This is a genomic window from Pseudomonas sp. FR229a, assembly GCF_030209115.1.
In the GTDB taxonomy this organism is placed as follows: Bacteria; Pseudomonadota; Gammaproteobacteria; order Pseudomonadales; family Pseudomonadaceae; genus Aquipseudomonas; species Aquipseudomonas moraviensis_A.
The window spans coordinates 155,794-173,252 of the sequence record NZ_JARVSP010000025.1 but is presented as its reverse complement, the minus strand read 5'-3'; the positions used below and the strand labels follow the sequence as shown (position 1 = coordinate 173,252).

The window sequence follows — 17,459 nt, the reverse complement described above, 5'->3', positions numbered from 1 at the left end:
GCGCGTCGAGCCCGGAACCTGCAATCTAGTCAGGCGCGCGGGGGCTGTCTGTCATCATTCGTCAGCCTGATATCGGCCCATCGCAGTGTAACGAAACGTAAGCCCTTGATAAGTCTGGAATCCCCCGCCATACGGGGCTTTTCCGGCAAAATCCGGCGACAAAAAAATAGTTTCGCGCCCCCCTTCCCAACGCCATGGCAACGCCTAGAATGGCCGCCGGATCCGTCCGGATCTTCCGATCAATCCCTTTGATACCCCCGCCCATGTCCGAAGCCAGTCCGTGTCTGAATTGCGGTGCCTGCTGTTCCCATTTTCGCGTGTCTTTTTTCTGGGGTGAGTGCTCATCCGCTGGCGGGACGGTGCCCGATGAACTGGTCGCACAGATCACCCCGAGCCGAGTGGCGATGATCGGCACCGACCGCAAGCCGGCGCGTTGTACGTCTCTGGCGGGTGAGGTCGGCAGCGCTGTGGCCTGCACGATCTATGACAAACGCTCGAGCACCTGCCGCGAGTTCGAGGCGTCATGGGAGAACGGCGAGCACAACCCCGACTGCGACAAGGCCCGCGCCGCCCACGGCTTGCCACCCTTGCCGCCACACTGGAACGACCTGCCGCTGGAGCGCATTGCCTGAGCCTTAGCGCGAATCGCTATGAGGCTAATGGCAAAATCGTTACCACCAATGTGCCACTACGCCTTGCAGCTTGGAAACCGCCTCTATACTCCTTGCATTCGCCTGCGTTGGATTGACGCACGGGCCAGATGAATCCGAGACGGGGCACGCTATGGAGTGGCTTGGTTTGCAGTTTGTTGCCGAGCTGCCGGCGAGCGGGCAGATACTCCTCGATTGCAGTCACAATCCCTTGCTGGTGCTGGTGGCCTATCTGGTCGCCTGCGCGGCGAGCTTCGCCACCCTCGACATGGCTGAGCGCGTCGTGCATGCCGAAGATCCGGGATCGCGGCGGATCTGGCGCTGGATCGGCGCGACGTGCCTGGCCGGCGGCATCTGGGCCATGCACTTCATTGGCATGCTGGCTTTCCAGACACCGATCGACATTCAGTACGACCTCGGCATCACCCTTTTCTCTTTGCTGATCGCCCTGCTCGCCTCATGGCTGGCCATGCACACCCTGAGCGAGGTCCAGCCAAGCGCATTGCATTGTCTCAAAACTGCGTTTGTCATCGGCTTGGGCATCGCGGGGATGCATTACGTCGGCATGGCAGCGATGAAGTCGAGCGCCACCGCCTACTATCAGCCAGGACTGTTCGCGCTGTCGGTGCTGATTGCCATCGGCGCGAGTTTCGCCGCGCTGTGGGTGGCGCGTTATCTGAGCGAAGGCAGCGGCGTCGCGCACCAATTGCTCAAGTACAGCGCGGCGCTGATCCTCGGTGCCGGCATCATCAGCATGCACTTCACCGGCATGGCTGCCCTGGATCTGGTGCTTCCCGAAGGCGCTCTGGCAGCGAGCGGCGCCGAAACCGGGCATCTGCAACTGGGCCTGACCGTGGCGCTGATCATCCTGTTGATCCTCGGCAGTGCGATCAGCGCCGCGCTCGCCGACAAGAAACTGCAAAACAAGGACAACGATCTGCGCCGTGTCAACGCCCTGCTCAGCCAGCTCGATCAGGCGCGCATGTCCCTGCAGCAAGCGGCCAATTACGACGCGCTGACCAACCTGATCAACCGCCGTGGCTTTAACCAGATGTTCGCCGAGAAGCTCAGCCAGAAAACCAGCGAAGGTGGCATGCTCGCGGTGATGTTTCTCGACATCGACCATTTCAAGCGCATCAACGACAGCCTCGGCCATGATGCTGGGGATGCGCTGCTCAAAGTCATCGCCCAACACATCAAGAGCTCGGTGCGTAGCCACGAAGACGTGGTCGCGCGGTTCGGCGGCGATGAGTTCTGCATCCTCATCAGCCTGCGCGACCGCGAAGAGGCGCGCGGCATGGCGCAGCGCATCATGCACAAGATGAAAGAGCCGATCGAACTGGCCGGCCGGCGCATGGTGATGACCACCAGCATCGGCATCAGCCTGTTTCCCGAAGACGGCACCACCTGCGAAGAGCTGCTCAAGCACGCCGACCTGGCGCTGTACCAATCCAAGGGCGCCGGGCGCAACGGCTTGCACTTCTTCAATTCCAGCCTTAAGACCCGCGCCAGTTGTGAGCTGCAACTGGAAGAAGAACTGCGCGGCGCGTTACGGGAAGACAACGCGCTGATGCTTTACTACCAGCCGATCTTCGAACTGAAAACCGGGCGCGTGACCAAGCTCGAAGCGCTGATCCGCTGGCAGCATCCGCTTCACGGCTTGCTCACGCCCGATCGTTTTATCGGTATCGCCGAGAACAACGGTCTGATCGCCGAACTGGACAACTGGGTGCTGCGCCGCGCCTGCAAGGATCTTGGCGAACTGTCGCGGCATGGTTGTGCAGAATTGAAAATCGCCTGGAACTGCTCGCCGTTGAATCTGGCGCGGCAAGAGCTGGCCGAGGAGATCGAACACGCGTTGCGCACCGCCGGGGTAGCGCCGGAACGCCTTGAACTGGAGGTTACCGAAAACGCTTTGATGGGCAATATCGCCAACACCCTGGTACTGCTGCGGCAGATCCGTGCCCTCGGCGTGTCGCTGTCGATCGATGATTTCGGCACCGGCTACTCATCGCTGGCCTACCTCAAGCGCCTGCCGCTGAATACTCTGAAGATCGATCGCTCGTTCATCCTCGATATTCCCACTGCCACGGCGGACATGGAGATCGTCCAGGCGATCATCGTCATGGCGCACACCCTGCATCTGCAAGTGGTCACAGAAGGCGTCGAAAGCCTGGAGCAATATGAGTTTCTCGAGCGTTCGGGCTGCGATTTCATTCAGGGCTATCTGCTCAGCCGCCCGGTGCCGCTGGACGAACTGCGCGCGGTGCTCGATGAAATCAACCAGCGCAAACCCGTGCTCGGGGTCAATCCTCTGAGTCTGGCCCGCGATACATTTGCACCAGTGTCGCTGGATCCTGCGCTAAAAAGCCTTGCGCCCCATGCAGGCGCATCAATTGTGCGGCCAATCCGCTGATTGGCGTGGCCGAACCCTGTTCGCGGGAAAATTTCACCGCCGTGTCGAGATCCTTGAGCAGCGTGCGCACGTGCCATTTGATCGGCTCGAAACGGCTCTCGGCCATTTGCGGGGCGAGGATCTGCAACGGCTTCGAATCGGCGAAACCACCGGCCAGCGCTTCGGCGATCAGACGGGCATCGACCCCGGCCTGCTCGGCCAACGCCACCACTTCGGCGATCACCAGCGCATTGCAGGCGACGATCATCTGGTTGCACGCCTTGGTCACCTGCCCGGCGCCGATGCCGCCCATGTGCGTGACGCGCTGACCGAGGTTGAGTAGCACCGGGCGTACCCGTTCGAGGTCCGCCGGCGCACCGCCGACCATGATCGCCAGACTGCCGGCCTCGGCCCCCGCCACGCCGCCGGACACCGGTGAATCGAGCCAGGCCATGGCGGTTTTCTCGGCCAGCGCTGCGGCCATCTCGCGAGTCGCGGTCGGTTCAAGGCTGGAGAAATCCACCAACAGCTGGCCGTTTTTCGCACCTTCGGCGATACCGCCAGCGCCAAACACCACGTCACGCACCACGGCAGTATCGGCCAGACACAGCATGACGATGTCAGCGTGCGCACACAGTTCGGCGGGGCTCGTCACTTGCCGGGCGCCGACCGCAACCAGCGGTGCGCACTTGTCCGGGTTGCGGTTCCACACGGTCAGCGGATAACCCGCCGCCAGCAAACGCTGGCACATCGGCAGGCCCATCAGGCCGATTCCGGCAAACCCCAACGAAGGTAGCGTTGACATCATTTTGCCTCTTTTCCATTAAAGATCACCGAATCATGGCCGATTCATCAACGATCAGGAAAGGATTCCGCCCGGCGACCAAAGCAGCCAGCACCACGACGCCCGGGCCGTATTCGCGCACACAAGACGCGAGATCTTATTCCGTGAGGTTCGCCGGCACTGTCCGGCGAGCCAACCCAGTCCAGGTAAATGGCGCACCATGACCTCCAAAAACAATCCCGCCAGTGCAACAGCCGATCTGACCCTGAGCCCCGCCGCGAACAGCGCGTCACTGTCCCGACCCGCGCAGCCTTCACGCCCGCTGTCGACCCAGCAATACCTGTACTTCACCGAAACCAACACCGACCGCATCCTCGATAACCTCGACGGTCTGCGCGACTCGGTATTTCCGCGCCCGGCGCATCTGGAAGGCGACAACGAGCAGCACAGCGACCAGGAATTTCCTTCGGTGTGCCTGATCGGCCTCGGTCGCTGCGGCTCCAACATCGCCCTCGACGTGGCGGAGCTGGTGTACAACGCGCGCAAGTTCTACCTCAACGAATTCAACAACGAAGACCGCCCGGCTGACCGGCGTCTGGCCGACAAGGGCTACAGCCCGGCGCAGTGGATCAAGAACAACCTGCGCATCGGCACCAGCAAATCGACCAAACCGGTATTCCTGGTCGAACCGCTGGTGATGCTTGGCGATCTCGACAAGGACATCGCCGGGCGCATCCGTTTCTCGCGCAAGGGCGAAAAAAGCGGCTTCCTGCGCGACTACAGCAAAATGAAGATCATGGACTTGTCCGAAGTCCACGCCGGTGGCGCCGGTAACGCGCCGATCCTCGGCCAGTACCTGGCGAAGATCATCCTCAACAAGGACACCCAGCGCTTCTCCAGCCCGGACTGGAAAATGATCCACTCGTACCTGATCGACAGCTGCGGGATCAAGGCCAACCAGTCGCGCCTGTACTTCTCGATCTTCAGTGCCGGCGGCGGTACCGGTTCCGGCATGGCCTCGGAGTTCGGTCTGGCGCAGCAGCACTCGTACATGAACAAGACCTTCGATACCAAACCGATGGACGAGCACGACGGCAAGAGCGGCCATTCGTTTGTGTTCGAACCGATCTTCACCAGCGGTATCTGCGTGCTGCCGAACATTTCCGATCACCGCAGCGAAATGTCCGAAGCCCTGCACATCAACGCCGGGCGCCTGTTGTGCAAATACCTGTCGGAGGAGTGGGATTTCTCCTACAACTTCGCCAACGAGGACAGCAGCGAAGCCAGCGTCATGGGGCGTATCCGCCCGTGGAACGCGATGATGCTGATCTCCAACGACATCATGCGTTACGCCGAAGAAAGCGATGACGGCAACATCCAGAACATTGATGTCAATGCCATGGAGAAGCACGCCAACCAGTACATCTCGCAGCAGATCTTCAACATTCTGACGGCGCAGGCAGTCACCACTGACTACGACCAGAACTATTTCCGCCGCGCCGGCATCGACATCGGCGAAACCATCCGCCTGGATGCCAATGACCTGTTCATGAGTCTGGCCGGGCCGGTGGCGATTGCCTACGCCGAATCGGTGGTCCCGGAAACGCCGCCGCCGAGCAGCGACAAGTTCAAGGTCTTCGATAAAGAGCCGCAGCGCCTGAACATCGACGACCTGTTCTTCCGCTCGATCGACCTGCCGCACTTCAACAAGGTCACCCAGGCGATCGAAGGCATCAGTCTGTTGCCGATCGAGTCCAAGCGTTATCGCGCTTCGCTGGAGCAGTACAAGAACTCCGGTTACGACGCGGCAGCGCTGCACGATCTGCACTTCTTCAAGAACTGCTCGTCGGTGGTCTCGATCGTCTCGCTGCCGAAAGACTACAAGCTGTCGTACATGGACCTGAACCGGTTGAAGACCCACCTCAACAGCCTGTTCCCCAACACCACGCTCAAGCGCTACGCGCTGGTGATCGGCGCTTCGGCCAACCTGTCGCTGACCACGCTGATCGCCAAGAGCCCATGCCTGTCGGACGACTTCCTCACGCTGATCGTGGCGTTCATCAAGCGCTGTTTCGCGAAGAACCCGTACCGTTTCGACGAGACGCTGGACAACTCGATTCTCGACTTCATCATTCAGGAAGATTTCGACGAAGCGCGTATCGACGACCTGCTCAACGAATTTGAAAACCCGGCGAAGATCCTCGACACCAATTGGTACGCGATCAAACCGATGTACGAGAAAAAGTATCGCGAGCTGATCAACGACAAAGACAAGTTCGTCTCGATCAATGACATCCGCCTGTCGCGTGATTGCGTGAAGAAGTCGATCAAGTATTTGCGCGAAATCTACCGCCACCGGATTGGCAAGACCAAGGTGATTTCGCTGAATAACCATACCGGGAAGACTTACTCGGTCTGATCAAAGACCGGGTCGTCTCAATCGCGAGCAGGCTCACTCCTACATTTCGGAATGCGTTCCCCTGTAGGAGTGAGCCTGCTCGCGATGAGGCCCTTCAAACACCGAAAATTCTGCTGAACCAACATCCAGAAACAATTAAGCGACCGTCCGGCCGCTCAATAAACTGTTCCCGTTACGTTTACGTCACCGTGAGGCGTGGTGTTTCTCCACGGCAAGGTGCCATCACGCTACTCGGCTACACACTTTTCGAAGGCGCCCCGTCGCACCATCAAAGTGCATCACCCGAAGTGACCGCCCTTTCCTGGATCAGAATCCACGGCGAAACCACCACGGCCCACAGCTGCGGATCACGCTCGAAAATATCCAGCGCCCGCGTTTCAGACAGCTTGGCGACCTTGTCCTCGGCCAGCCAGGCCGCGACTTTCTCGCCCTCGTCCGATGCTACGGCCTCGGCGGCAGCGATCAAATCAAGGTCGGGGTCGACCCACAATAGGGCACCCTTGGCGAAGAACGGCTCCAGCTCTTTCCAGGTAATTGATGCCGTTTCACCAAGCAGCTTGGCATAGAGGGTGCTAGGTTCTTGATTCATGGGAGCTGTCCGGAAAAGAAATCGACGCGAATGATAACGTCGGTGGTCCGTCAGAAAAACCCGGTTGCAAATGGCTTCACCGAACGAAAAAAGCAGGAAGGCCAGGGAATGCTGCCTTTTGGGATATATGCCCCAGATTGCCCCGCCGCAATTCTGTCTCTTTCATTCAAAAATGCGACACCCTCAAGTTTTGCCCCGTGGCGCCTGCTTCCCAGTTGATCAAGCGGCGCTCTACACTGTACCGGTACAGTTGCCGGGGCATTTTCCGGAGGGTATCGCAAAGATATCTGACCCGGTTCTGCTGCTACGGCGCCAGAACTCTAAAAAATACAACAGTAAGAGTGGAGCACTATGACTAAGGCTACTAAGCAGATTTCCAAACTGTTTGCCGCTATGGTTCTGGCCGGGGTTGCCAGCCATTCGTTCGCAGCTGACACCATCAAAATCGGTATCGCCGGCCCCAAGACCGGTCCAGTAGCCCAGTACGGCGACATGCAGTTCAGTGGCGCGAAAATGGCCATCGAGCAGATCAACGCCAAGGGCGGCGTCGACGGCAAGAAGCTCGAAGCCGTTGAATACGACGATGCCTGCGATCCGAAACAAGCGGTAGCGGTAGCGAACAAGGTCGTCAACGATGGCGTCAAGTTCGTGGTCGGTCACCTGTGCTCCAGCTCCACCCAGCCCGCTTCGGACATCTACGAAGACGAAGGCGTGATCATGATCACCCCGGCTGCCACCAGCCCGGACATCACCGCCCGTGGCTACAAAATGATCTTCCGTACCATCGGTCTCGACAGCGCCCAGGGCCCTGCCGCCGGCAACTACATCGCCGATTACGTGAAACCTAAAGTGGTTGGCGTGCTGCACGACAAACAGCAGTACGGTGAAGGCATTGCCACCGCCGTGAAATCGACCCTCGAGAAGAAAGGCACCAAGGTTGCCGTCTTCGAAGGCGTCAACGCTGGTGACAAGGACTTCTCCGCAATCATCGCCAAGCTCAAGCAAGCCAACGTCGACTTCGTCTACTACGGCGGCTACCACCCGGAGCTGGGCCTGATTCTGCGTCAGGCTCAGGAAAAAGGCCTGAAAGCCAAGTTCATGGGTCCGGAAGGCGTGGGTAACGACTCGATCACCCAGATCGCCAAGGACGCCTCCGAAGGCCTGCTGGTGACCCTGCCGAAGTCCTTCGACCAGGATCCGGCCAACGTTGCTCTGGCTGACGCCTTCAAAGCCAAGAAGGAAGATCCGAGCGGTCCGTTCGTGTTCCCGTCCTACTCGGCGGTGACCGTGATTGCCGAAGGCATCAAGGCGGCCAAGTCCGAAGACGCGGCCAAAGTCGCTGAAGCCATCCACGCCGGTTCGTTCAAGACCCCGACCGGCGACCTGAGCTTCGACGACAAGGGCGACCTGAAGGACTTCAAATTTGTCGTGTACGAGTGGCACAACGGCAAACCTAAAACCGAAGTTTCGCCTCAGTAAGGCCTTGCCCGACTGACTGCCAATAAAGCCCACGGCGTGCCGTGGGCTTTGTTTTGCGAATGTAAGGGCCGCGCTGGCGTGATCCGCCAGTCTGCCCACCTGAAAATCTCAAAACCGTCATCAGCGGTTCGCTGGCAAAACCCGGATTCGAAGTGGATAGAGATCCACGGGGCCGGGCGGGAAAATGACTCCACCAGTGAAATGCGTACAGGTTTTTAGGAGCGCTGTAATGCCTGACCTCTATCACTTCTTCCAACAGCTGGTTAACGGCCTCAACGTTGGCAGCATGTATGCCCTGATCGCCATCGGCTACACGATGGTCTACGGCATCATTGGAATGATCAACTTCGCCCACGGCGAGGTGTACATGATCGGTTCCTACGTGGCGTTCATCGCCATCGCCGGGCTGACCATGATGGGACTCGACAGTGTCCCGCTGTTGATGACCGCGGCGTTCATCGCCAGCATCGTCGTCACCAGTTCCTACGGTTACAGCATCGAACGGATCGCCTACCGCCCGCTGCGCGGCAGCAACCGTCTGATCCCGCTGATTTCCGCCATCGGTATGTCGATCTTCCTGCAGAACACCGTTCTGCTGGCGCAAGACTCCAAGGACAAAGCGATCCCCAACCTGATCCCGGGCAACTTCGCCTTTGGTCCGGGTGGCGCACAAGAAGTGCTGATTTCCTACATGCAGATCGTGGTGTTCGTCGTGACCCTGATCGCCATGCTCGGCCTGACCCTGTTCATCTCCCGTTCCCGCCTGGGTCGCGCCTGCCGCGCCTGTGCCGAGGACATCAAGATGGCCAACCTGCTCGGCATCAACACCAACAACATCATCGCCCTGACCTTCGTCATCGGTGCTGCGCTGGCCGCCGTGGCGGCGGTGCTGCTGAGCATGCAATACGGCGTGATCAACCCGAACGCCGGTTTCCTTGTCGGCCTCAAGGCCTTCACCGCCGCGGTACTGGGCGGCATCGGCAGCATCCCCGGGGCCATGCTCGGTGGGTTGGTGCTCGGTGTAGCGGAAGCGTTCGGTGCCGATATCTTCGGCGACCAGTACAAGGACGTCGTCGCGTTCGGCCTGCTGGTTCTGGTGCTGTTGTTCCGTCCGACCGGCATTCTGGGCCGTCCGGAGGTTGAGAAAGTATGACTAGGAATCTTAAACAGGCACTGTTCAGTGCCTTGCTGGTGTGGGCGGTGGCCTACCCGGTACTCGGACTGAAACTGACCATCGTCGGCATCAATCTGGAGGTGCACAACACCAGCCCGGCGGTACTCGCGACCATCGCGATCTGCTCGGTGCTGATGTTTCTGCGCGTGCTGTTCAACCAGCAGATCAGCAAGGCCTGGCGTTCCTCGCCGGGCATGCCGCTGATCCCGGCCAAGGCCAGCAACTTCCTGACCCTGCCGACCACCCAGCGCTATTTCATCATTGCGCTGATTCTGATCGCCCTGGTCTGGCCGTTCTTCGGTTCCCGTGGCGCGGTGGATATCGCAACGCTGATCCTGATCTACGTGATGCTCGGCCTGGGCCTGAACATCGTCGTCGGTCTGGCCGGCCTGCTTGACCTGGGTTACGTCGGTTTCTACGCCGTCGGCGCCTACAGCTACGCGCTCCTCTCGCACTACTACGGCCTGAGTTTCTGGATCTGCCTGCCGATTGCCGGCCTGATGGCGGCGACATTCGGCTTCCTGCTGGGCTTCCCGGTATTGCGTTTGCGTGGCGACTATCTGGCGATCGTGACCCTCGGCTTCGGCGAGATCATCCGTCTGTTCCTGCGTAACCTGACTGACATCACCGGCGGCCCGAACGGCATCAGCAACATCGAGAAGCCGACGTTCTTCGGCCTGACCTTCGAGCGCAAGGCCGCCGAAGGCCTGCAGACGTTCCACGAGTATTTCGGCCTGCAATACAACTCGATCAACAAGGTGATCTTCCTGTACCTGGTTGCGCTGTTGCTGGCGCTGGCCGCGCTGTTCGTCATCAACCGTCTGCTGCGCATGCCGATCGGTCGCGCGTGGGAAGCGCTGCGTGAAGACGAAATCGCCTGCCGTGCGCTGGGCCTGAACCCGACCGTGATCAAGCTCTCCGCGTTCACCCTGGGTGCTGCGTTCGCCGGTTTCGCCGGCAGCTTCTTCGCCGCGCGTCAGGGTCTGGTGACCCCGGAATCGTTCACCTTCATCGAGTCGGCTATCATCCTCGCCATCGTCGTGTTGGGCGGCATGGGCTCGCAACTGGGCGTGATCCTGGCGGCGATCGTGATGATCCTGTTGCCGGAAATGATGCGTGAGTTCAGCGAGTACCGCATGTTGATGTTCGGTGCGCTGATGGTGCTGATGATGATCTGGCGTCCACAAGGTCTGCTGCCGATGCAACGCCCACACATGGAGTTGCGCAAATGAGCCGCGAGATCCTTAAAGTCGAAAATCTGAGCATGCGCTTCGGCGGCTTGCTGGCGGTCAACGGCGTGGCGCTGACCGTCAAGGAAAAACAGGTGGTTGCCCTGATCGGCCCGAACGGCGCCGGCAAGACCACCGTGTTCAACTGCCTGACCGGTTTCTATCAGCCTACCGGCGGCAGCATCCTGCTCGACGGCGAGCCCATCCAGGGCCTGCCGGGCCACAAGATCGCCCTCAAGGGCGTGGTGCGTACCTTCCAGAACGTGCGTTTGTTCAAGGACATGACCGCGGTCGAGAACCTGTTGATCGCCCAGCACCGTCACTTGAACACCAACTTCCTGTCCGGCCTGTTCAAGACCCCGGCGTTCCGCAAAAGCGAGCGCGAGGCGATGGAGTTTGCCGAGTACTGGCTGGAAAAGGTCAACCTCAAAGAGTTCGCCAACCGCACCGCTGGCACCCTCGCCTACGGCCAGCAACGGCGTCTGGAAATAGCCCGCTGCATGATGACCCGCCCGCGGATCCTCATGCTCGACGAACCGGCCGCCGGCCTGAACCCGAAGGAAACCGAAGACCTCAAGGCGCTGATCGGTGTGTTGCGTGAAGAGCACAACGTCACCGTGCTGCTGATCGAGCACGACATGAAACTGGTCATGAGCATCTCCGACCACATCGTCGTGATCAACCAGGGCACTCCGCTGGCCGACGGCACGCCGGAACAGATCCGCGACAATCCTGAAGTGATCAAAGCCTACCTGGGGGAAGCGTAAATGCTGCAGTTCGAAAACGTTTCCACCTTCTACGGCAAGATCCAGGCCCTGCACAGCGTTAACGTCGAAGTCCGTCAGGGCGAGATCGTGACGCTGATCGGCGCCAACGGTGCCGGCAAATCCACGCTGTTGATGACGCTGTGCGGTTCGCCGCAAGCGCACAGCGGCAGCATCCGCTACATGGGTGAGGAACTGGTCGGCCAGGACTCGTCGCAGATCATGCGCAAGAGCATCGCCGTGGTCCCGGAAGGTCGTCGGGTATTTGCCCGCCTGACCGTGGAAGAAAACCTGTCCATGGGCGGATTCTTCACCGACAAGGGCGACTATCAGGAACAGATGGACAAGGTTCTCGGCCTGTTCCCGCGCCTGAAAGAGCGCTTCAACCAGCGCGGCGGCACCATGTCCGGCGGCGAACAGCAGATGCTCGCCATCGGCCGTGCGCTGATGAGCAAGCCCAAGCTGCTGCTGCTCGACGAGCCGTCGCTGGGCCTGGCACCGATCATCATCCAGCAGATCTTCGACATCATCGAACAGCTGCGCAAGGACGGGGTGACGGTGTTCCTGGTCGAGCAGAACGCCAACCAGGCGCTGAAAATTGCCGACCGCGCCTACGTGCTGGAGAACGGCCGTGTGGTCATGCAAGGCACCGGTGAAGCGCTGTTGACCGACCCGAAAGTACGCGAGGCGTACCTCGGCGGTTGAATGTTATCGCTGGACAAAAAAACGGCCTTCGGGCCGTTTTTTCATGCCCACCACAAATCCCCTGTAGGAGTGAGCCTGCTCGCGAAAGCGGTGTATCAGTCGCAACGGCAGTGACTGACAAAACGCCATCGCGAGCAGGCTCACTCCTACAGGGGACGCGGTGGTCTGAAGATTTTTATAAAAAATTCAGCCCCGCGTGTAACGCATCCCGCCCCCCGTTCTCTAGAGGGACAAGCAAGCGCAGACCGCTTGCAGAAACCCTGATAAAAAACTGGAGAAACATCATGACTGCTACTACCCGCACCCTGTCCGCCACCGCCCTGGTTCTGGCCCTCGGTTCCGCTCTGAGCATCGCCACTGTCTCCACCGCCCAGGCCGCCGATGCCAACATGGAAAAATGCTTCGGCGTGGCCCTCAAAGGCAAGAACGATTGCGCTGCAGGTGCCGGCACCACCTGCGCTGGCACGGCGAAAACGGACTATCAGGCCAACGCCTGGAAACTCGTTCCTAAAGGCACCTGCGCTACCACCGAAAGCAAAACCTCGCCGACCGGCTTCGGCCAGCTCGAAGCCTTCAAAGCCAAGTCCTGATTCAAGGCCTGCCTGAGTGACGCCCATGTTCAGTCATCACGAACCGTCCCTGCCGCGCACTCAGGCCGCTCGCACCGAGCTTCCTGCCCGCGCCGGGCTGGGGCTCAAGACCGGGCACTTCCTCGAAGTGCTCGGCTCCGTACCGGACCTCGGTTTCTTCGAAGTCCACGCCGAAAACTACATGGTGGCCGGCGGCCCGTTTCATCATTTTCTTGGTCTGATTCGCGAACAGTACCCGCTGTCCTTGCATGGCGTCGGACTGTCGATCGGTGGCGAAGGCCCGCTGGACAGCCAGCACCTCAAACGCCTCGGCGAGCTGATCGAGCGCTATCAACCACAAGCCTTTTCCGAACATCTGGCGTGGTCCAGCCATGGCCCGGTGTTCCTCAATGATCTGCTGCCACTGGCCTACGACACGCCGACCCTGAACCGCGTCTGCGCGCATATCGATCAAGTACAGAACACCTTGAAACGAACAATGCTGCTGGAGAACCCGGCGACCTATCTGGCGTTTCAGCATTCGACGATCGACGAGGCCGAGTTCATCGCCGAAGTGATCCGCCGCAGCGGTTGCGGCTTGTTGCTCGACGTCAACAATGTCTATGTGTCATGCATCAATCATCAGCGCGATCCACTGGCCTATCTCGATGCGTTACCGCTGCACGCAGTCGGCGAGATTCATCTGGCCGGCTTCGCTGAAGATCGCGACAACCTCGGCGATCGCTTGCTGATCGACGATCATGGCGCGCCGATTGATCAGGCTGTCTGGGATCTGTACCGGCAAGTGCTGCGTCGGATCGGCCCGGTGGCGACGCTGATCGAACGTGACAATCACGTGCCGGCCTTCGACGTGTTGCTTGCCGAAGCGCAGCACGCCGATACGCTGTTGCGCCGAGCGGAGCGTGCGGCATGAGCACGCAAGCGGACTTCGCCGCCGCCCTGCTCGATGTGCAACTGCCGTACCCCATGGGCCTGTGCAGCCGCAATGGCGCCGATCCGTCACGGCGTTTCGCGGTCTATCGCAACAATGTGCAGAGCTCGCTGATCAATGCCCTGGCCGACAGTTATCCAGTGGTGCAGCAATTGGTCGGTGAGGAGTTTTTCCGCGCCATGGCGGCGATTTTCGTACGCAGTCAGCCGCCACAGAGTCCGTTGATGAGCCGTTACGGCGAGGGCTTCGCTGACTTCATCGGGCAATTCGAACCCATCGCCGGCGTGCCTTATGTGGCCGATGTCGCGCGACTCGAATATTTGCGCACCCTCGCCTATCACGCCGCCGATGCGCAGCCGATCCGGCCGGAGCAAGTCAGCGCCGCGCTGGCCGATCCGCAGTCGCTGAGCGAGCTGTGTTTCGAATTACATCCTTCGTTGCATTTGCTCGACTCCGCCTATGCGGTGGTTGCGATCTGGGCCGCGCATCAGCAGGAGCAAAGTCTGGCGGGCATTGGCCTGAATCAAGGCCAACACGCCCTGGTGCTGCGCAACGGTCTCGATGTTGAAGTGTTTGCTCTCGAGACCGCGGCGAGCGTGTTTATTCGTCACCTTGCCGGAGGGCGACCACTGCTGGTGGCAGCAGAGAAAAGTCCGCCGTTCGATCTCGCCCAAACCCTCGCGCTGTTGATTGCGCATAACGCGATCACCCGGCTCAATTACAAGGAGTTGCCATGAACAGCCTGATCCTGCGCGTCATCGCGTCGTTCGAAAAAATCCCCCACAGTCTGATTGCCTTCATCGCGCGTTTTTCCATCGCCGCCGTGTTCTGGAAATCCGGGCAAACCAAGATCGAAGGGCTGGCCGTCGACTTGTTTGACGGCACATTTGAATTTGGCTGGCCGCGCTTGGCTGATTCGACGGTTCCGCTGTTTCAGAGCGAGTACAGCCTGCCGCTGTTGTCGCCGGAGATTGCCGCACACATGGCGGCGTTTGCCGAGCACGTGTTCCCGCTGCTGATCCTGCTCGGCTTCGCCACACGGTTTTCGGCGCTGGCTTTGCTCGGCATGACCCTGACCATTCAACTGTTTGTCTACCCTGATGCCTACCCGACCCACGGCACCTGGGCGGCGGTGCTGCTGTACCTGATGGCGACCGGCCCGGGCAAGTTGTCGATTGATCACCTGATTGCTCGCCGCCTCTAAGGCTGACCTGAAGTGTAGGAGTGAGCCTGCTCGCGATAGCGGACTGTCAGTTGATGAATTCGTAGCTGATGTACCGTGATCGCGAGCAGGCTCACTCCTACAAAGGGGATTGCTTTCAGCGCTGCAGTCGATCCAGCGCCTCGCCACTGCGCTTGAACCAGCCCATCAGATAATCCGCCAACACCTGCGTGCGCTTCGGTAATCCGCCCTGATACGGGTGCACCAGGTACATCGGCATCCGTCGGGTCTGATAATCGCGCAGCAGCCAGCGCAAGCGGCCGTCAGCCAGTTCGGATTGCAGCAGATACGACGGCAAACGGGCGATGCCGGCGCCGGACAGCGCGGCTTTTTTCAGCAGGCTGTAATGGTTGCTGGCGAACGGGCCTGACACCCGCACCCGCAATAACTCATGCTGCTGGTGATACAACCACTCTTCGCGCCCGCTGTAATGGCTGTTGAGCAAGCAGCGATGCTCGGCCAAGGCTTGCGGCGCCGCCGGTTCGCCGAAGCGCTCAAGGTACGCCGGACTGGCGCAGGTCATTTCGTGCCACGCCAACAGCGGCTTGGCCACCAGCCGCTCGTCATTGGCGACTTCGGCGCGAATCGCCAGATCAAAACCGTCGCGGGACAGATCGCGATAACTGTTGTTCAGCTCCAGCTCGATCTGCACCTCGGGGTATTGCCCGGAAAACTCCAGCAGCAAGCCATCGAAGAAGGTCTCGCCGAGCGACACCGGAACGGTCATGCGCACGGGGCCAGCCATGTCGTCCTTCAACCGCGCCAAAGCCTGCCGTGCGCGTTCAACCTGAACCACCAGTGCCTGCGCTTGCGGCAGCAGCGCCGCCCCCGCCGCCGTCAGGCTCAAACGGCGGGTGGTGCGTTGCAGCAACACCACACCGAACTGCGCTTCCAGCTGGCTGATGCGCTTGGACAACTGGCCCTTGCTGCAGCCCAACTGCTGCGCCGCGAGGGTGAAACTGCCGGCCTCGATCAGTACGGCGAATGCGGCGAGGTCATCCATTTCGCTCATGGATTGTTTCCAATTGAAAACCAAAGGTTGCCCATTAGTGCGCTTATCCACGGAAAAAACCACCCTAGACTGAAACCTCATTCACTCAATTGGGGTACAGCTCGATGAAGATTCTGTTGATAGGCGCCGGCGGCACCATCGGTTCGGCGGTGGACAAAGAATTGTCGCAACGCCACGAAGTCATCCGCATCGGCCGCAACAGCGGAGACTTGCAGGTGGATATCAGCGACAGCGCGTCGATCCGCAAGCTGTTCGAACAGACCGGCAAGTTCGATGCGCTGATCTGCGCAGCGGGCAACGTGACGTTCGCAGCGCTGGACGAGATGACTGCAGACAGCTTCGCCCTTGGCCTGAAAGACAAACTGATGGGCCAGGTCAACCTGCTGCTGATCGGTCGCGAGTACGCCAATGACGGCGCCTCGTTCACCTTCACCACCGGCGTGCTCAGCCACGACCCGATTCGCAGCGGCGCCTCGGCAGCGCTGGTCAATGGCGCAATCGACAGCTTCGTCCGCGCCGCCGCCATCGAACTGCCGCGGGGCCTGCGGGTGAACTCGGTGAGCCCGACCGTCCTGACCGAAGCCTTGGGCAAATACGCGCCCTATTTCCGTGGCTTCAAGTCGGTTCCTGCAGCGGACGTCGCATTGGCCTACGCGAAAAGTGTCGAGGGATTGCAAACAGGGCAGACGTTTCACGTCGGTTAAGAGCAAAAGATCGCAGCCTTCGGCAGCTCCTGCACAGGACTTATGGTTCCCTGCAGAAACTGCCGCAGGCTGCGATCTTTTGCATTTGGGGGTCAGGCTGCGTAACGTGGCAGCACTTGTCTGGAGAGCCAAAGATGCGTGTTGCCCGTTCGTTCGTCCTCGTTGCCCTGCTGCCGTTGTTTGCCGCCTGCCAGTTGTTCGACGGCCAGCGTGCAAGTGTGTCCCATGCCGGGCAGACGCGGATGCAGGGGCAACTGACCGCCGCCGACGGCAAACTGGTGTTCCAGCCGTGTCAGGAGCAGCGGCAACTGGTGGTCAATGACATCGGCGGCACCAGCGTCCTGCAAGAGGCCGCCACCCTCGCCGACGAGCAAGGCAAGCTGTTTGCCGATGTGCGCGGCAAGGTCTCCGGCGATCGCCTCGACCTGGGCCAGTTGTATCGCGTCGAACGCTCGGGCACAGCCTGCGATGACCCGAATTTCAAACTGTTGATCCTGCGCGCCGCCGGCCATGGCCCGGAGTGGAACGCCAAGGTCAGCGGCAAAGGCATGGTCATCGAGCGCGACGGCCAGCCCCCGCTCGCCGTGCCCTATGTGGAAGAGCAACTGGGCGACGGCCGCTTCAATCTCAGCAGCGAAGCCAACAACCAGCGCATCGAATTATGGGTCGCGCCGCAGCGCTGCGTCGACAGCAGTACCGGCAGCGTGCAGCACATGAGCGCCGAGTTGCGCATCGACGGTCAGGTGCAGCGCGGCTGCGGCTATTTCGGCGGCGCGCGCAACGACTGATCGTTTTTCCCCCACGGATCCGCT

Annotated in this window: 17 protein-coding genes; 14 read left to right on the top strand and 3 right to left on the bottom strand. The window is 60.3% G+C overall.

Going from position 1 to position 17,459, the window contains the following annotated elements:
* The first annotated feature begins 263 nt into the window (after positions 1 to 263).
* Complete coding sequence (locus QRN33_RS20875; RefSeq protein WP_042608197.1) at positions 264 to 632, top strand: YkgJ family cysteine cluster protein; 369 nt, start codon at positions 264 to 266, stop codon at positions 630 to 632.
* A 151-nt stretch (positions 633 to 783) separates the two neighbouring features.
* The gene (locus tag QRN33_RS20870) at positions 784 to 3,066 is read left to right on the top strand and encodes a putative bifunctional diguanylate cyclase/phosphodiesterase (protein WP_285409823.1); all 2,283 of its coding nucleotides are present in this window, start codon (positions 784 to 786) and stop codon (positions 3,064 to 3,066) included.
* Here the strand turns inward: QRN33_RS20870 and QRN33_RS20865 are convergent.
* Positions 2,957 to 3,853: an NAD(P)-dependent oxidoreductase gene (locus QRN33_RS20865; protein ID WP_285409822.1), complete on the bottom strand. Its 897-nt coding sequence runs from the start codon at positions 3,851 to 3,853 to the stop codon at positions 2,957 to 2,959. The genes QRN33_RS20870 and QRN33_RS20865 overlap by 110 nt on opposite strands.
* Positions 3,854 to 4,049: 196 nt before the next feature.
* On the opposite strand from QRN33_RS20865, the gene QRN33_RS20860 reads away from it, so the two are divergent.
* Complete coding sequence (locus tag QRN33_RS20860) at positions 4,050 to 6,248, top strand: hypothetical protein (protein WP_042608200.1); 2,199 nt, start codon at positions 4,050 to 4,052, stop codon at positions 6,246 to 6,248.
* Positions 6,249 to 6,516: 268 nt separating this feature from the next.
* On the opposite strand, the gene QRN33_RS20855 is transcribed toward QRN33_RS20860, so the two are convergent.
* Positions 6,517 to 6,837 carry a DUF2288 domain-containing protein gene (locus QRN33_RS20855; protein WP_285409819.1) on the bottom strand — a complete coding sequence of 107 codons (321 nt, stop codon included), beginning with the start codon at positions 6,835 to 6,837 and terminating at the stop codon, positions 6,517 to 6,519.
* A 351-nt stretch (positions 6,838 to 7,188) separates the two neighbouring features.
* Here QRN33_RS20855 and QRN33_RS20850 point away from each other — a divergent pair, with 351 nt between their 5' ends.
* The 9 genes from QRN33_RS20850 to QRN33_RS20810 all read left to right on the top strand — a co-directional run bounded on the left by QRN33_RS20850 (position 7,189) and on the right by QRN33_RS20810 (position 14,913).
* Positions 7,189 to 8,316, top strand: a complete 1,128-nt coding sequence (locus tag QRN33_RS20850) for a branched-chain amino acid ABC transporter substrate-binding protein (protein WP_042608202.1) — start codon at positions 7,189 to 7,191, stop codon at positions 8,314 to 8,316.
* A gap of 229 nt (positions 8,317 to 8,545) precedes the next feature.
* A complete protein-coding gene (livH, locus tag QRN33_RS20845; RefSeq protein WP_016771355.1) occupies positions 8,546 to 9,469 on the top strand; it encodes a high-affinity branched-chain amino acid ABC transporter permease LivH in 924 nt (307 codons plus the stop codon).
* On the top strand, positions 9,466 to 10,722 hold the full coding sequence (locus QRN33_RS20840; protein ID WP_016771356.1) for a high-affinity branched-chain amino acid ABC transporter permease LivM: 1,257 nt from the start codon (positions 9,466 to 9,468) through the stop codon (positions 10,720 to 10,722). The genes livH and QRN33_RS20840 overlap by 4 nt, the downstream gene beginning before the upstream one ends.
* A complete protein-coding gene (gene livG, locus QRN33_RS20835) occupies positions 10,719 to 11,486 on the top strand; it encodes a high-affinity branched-chain amino acid ABC transporter ATP-binding protein LivG (protein WP_016771357.1) in 768 nt (255 codons plus the stop codon). Before QRN33_RS20840 ends, livG begins: the two co-directional genes overlap by 4 nt.
* The gene (locus QRN33_RS20830; RefSeq protein ID WP_003222380.1) at positions 11,487 to 12,188 is read left to right on the top strand and encodes an ABC transporter ATP-binding protein; all 702 of its coding nucleotides are present in this window, start codon (positions 11,487 to 11,489) and stop codon (positions 12,186 to 12,188) included. It begins immediately after the preceding gene.
* A gap of 284 nt (positions 12,189 to 12,472) precedes the next feature.
* Positions 12,473 to 12,778 carry a BufA1 family periplasmic bufferin-type metallophore gene (locus tag QRN33_RS20825; protein ID WP_042608203.1) on the top strand — a complete coding sequence of 102 codons (306 nt, stop codon included), beginning with the start codon at positions 12,473 to 12,475 and terminating at the stop codon, positions 12,776 to 12,778.
* Between the two features lie 25 nt (positions 12,779 to 12,803).
* The gene (gene bufB, locus QRN33_RS20820) at positions 12,804 to 13,691 is read left to right on the top strand and encodes an MNIO family bufferin maturase (RefSeq protein WP_285409815.1); all 888 of its coding nucleotides are present in this window, start codon (positions 12,804 to 12,806) and stop codon (positions 13,689 to 13,691) included.
* Positions 13,688 to 14,446, top strand: a complete 759-nt coding sequence (locus QRN33_RS20815) for an HvfC/BufC N-terminal domain-containing protein (RefSeq protein ID WP_285409813.1) — start codon at positions 13,688 to 13,690, stop codon at positions 14,444 to 14,446. The genes bufB and QRN33_RS20815 overlap by 4 nt, the downstream gene beginning before the upstream one ends.
* Positions 14,443 to 14,913: a DoxX family protein gene (locus QRN33_RS20810; protein WP_285409811.1), complete on the top strand. Its 471-nt coding sequence runs from the start codon at positions 14,443 to 14,445 to the stop codon at positions 14,911 to 14,913. Before QRN33_RS20815 ends, QRN33_RS20810 begins: the two co-directional genes overlap by 4 nt.
* A gap of 115 nt (positions 14,914 to 15,028) precedes the next feature.
* Here QRN33_RS20810 and QRN33_RS20805 read toward each other — a convergent pair whose 3' ends face one another.
* Positions 15,029 to 15,943 (bottom strand): LysR family transcriptional regulator, encoded by a 915-nt coding sequence (locus QRN33_RS20805; protein ID WP_042608207.1) that lies wholly within the window; start codon positions 15,941 to 15,943, stop codon positions 15,029 to 15,031.
* Positions 15,944 to 16,047: 104 nt separating this feature from the next.
* Between QRN33_RS20805 and QRN33_RS20800 the strand changes: the two genes are divergently transcribed.
* Together QRN33_RS20800 and QRN33_RS20795 are read left to right on the top strand one after the other, a co-directional pair.
* Positions 16,048 to 16,647 carry a short chain dehydrogenase gene (locus tag QRN33_RS20800; protein WP_083353404.1) on the top strand — a complete coding sequence of 200 codons (600 nt, stop codon included), beginning with the start codon at positions 16,048 to 16,050 and terminating at the stop codon, positions 16,645 to 16,647.
* Positions 16,648 to 16,781: 134 nt separating this feature from the next.
* Positions 16,782 to 17,435, top strand: a complete 654-nt coding sequence (locus QRN33_RS20795) for a COG3650 family protein (protein WP_227973812.1) — start codon at positions 16,782 to 16,784, stop codon at positions 17,433 to 17,435.
* Positions 17,436 to 17,459: the final 24 nt, after the last annotated feature.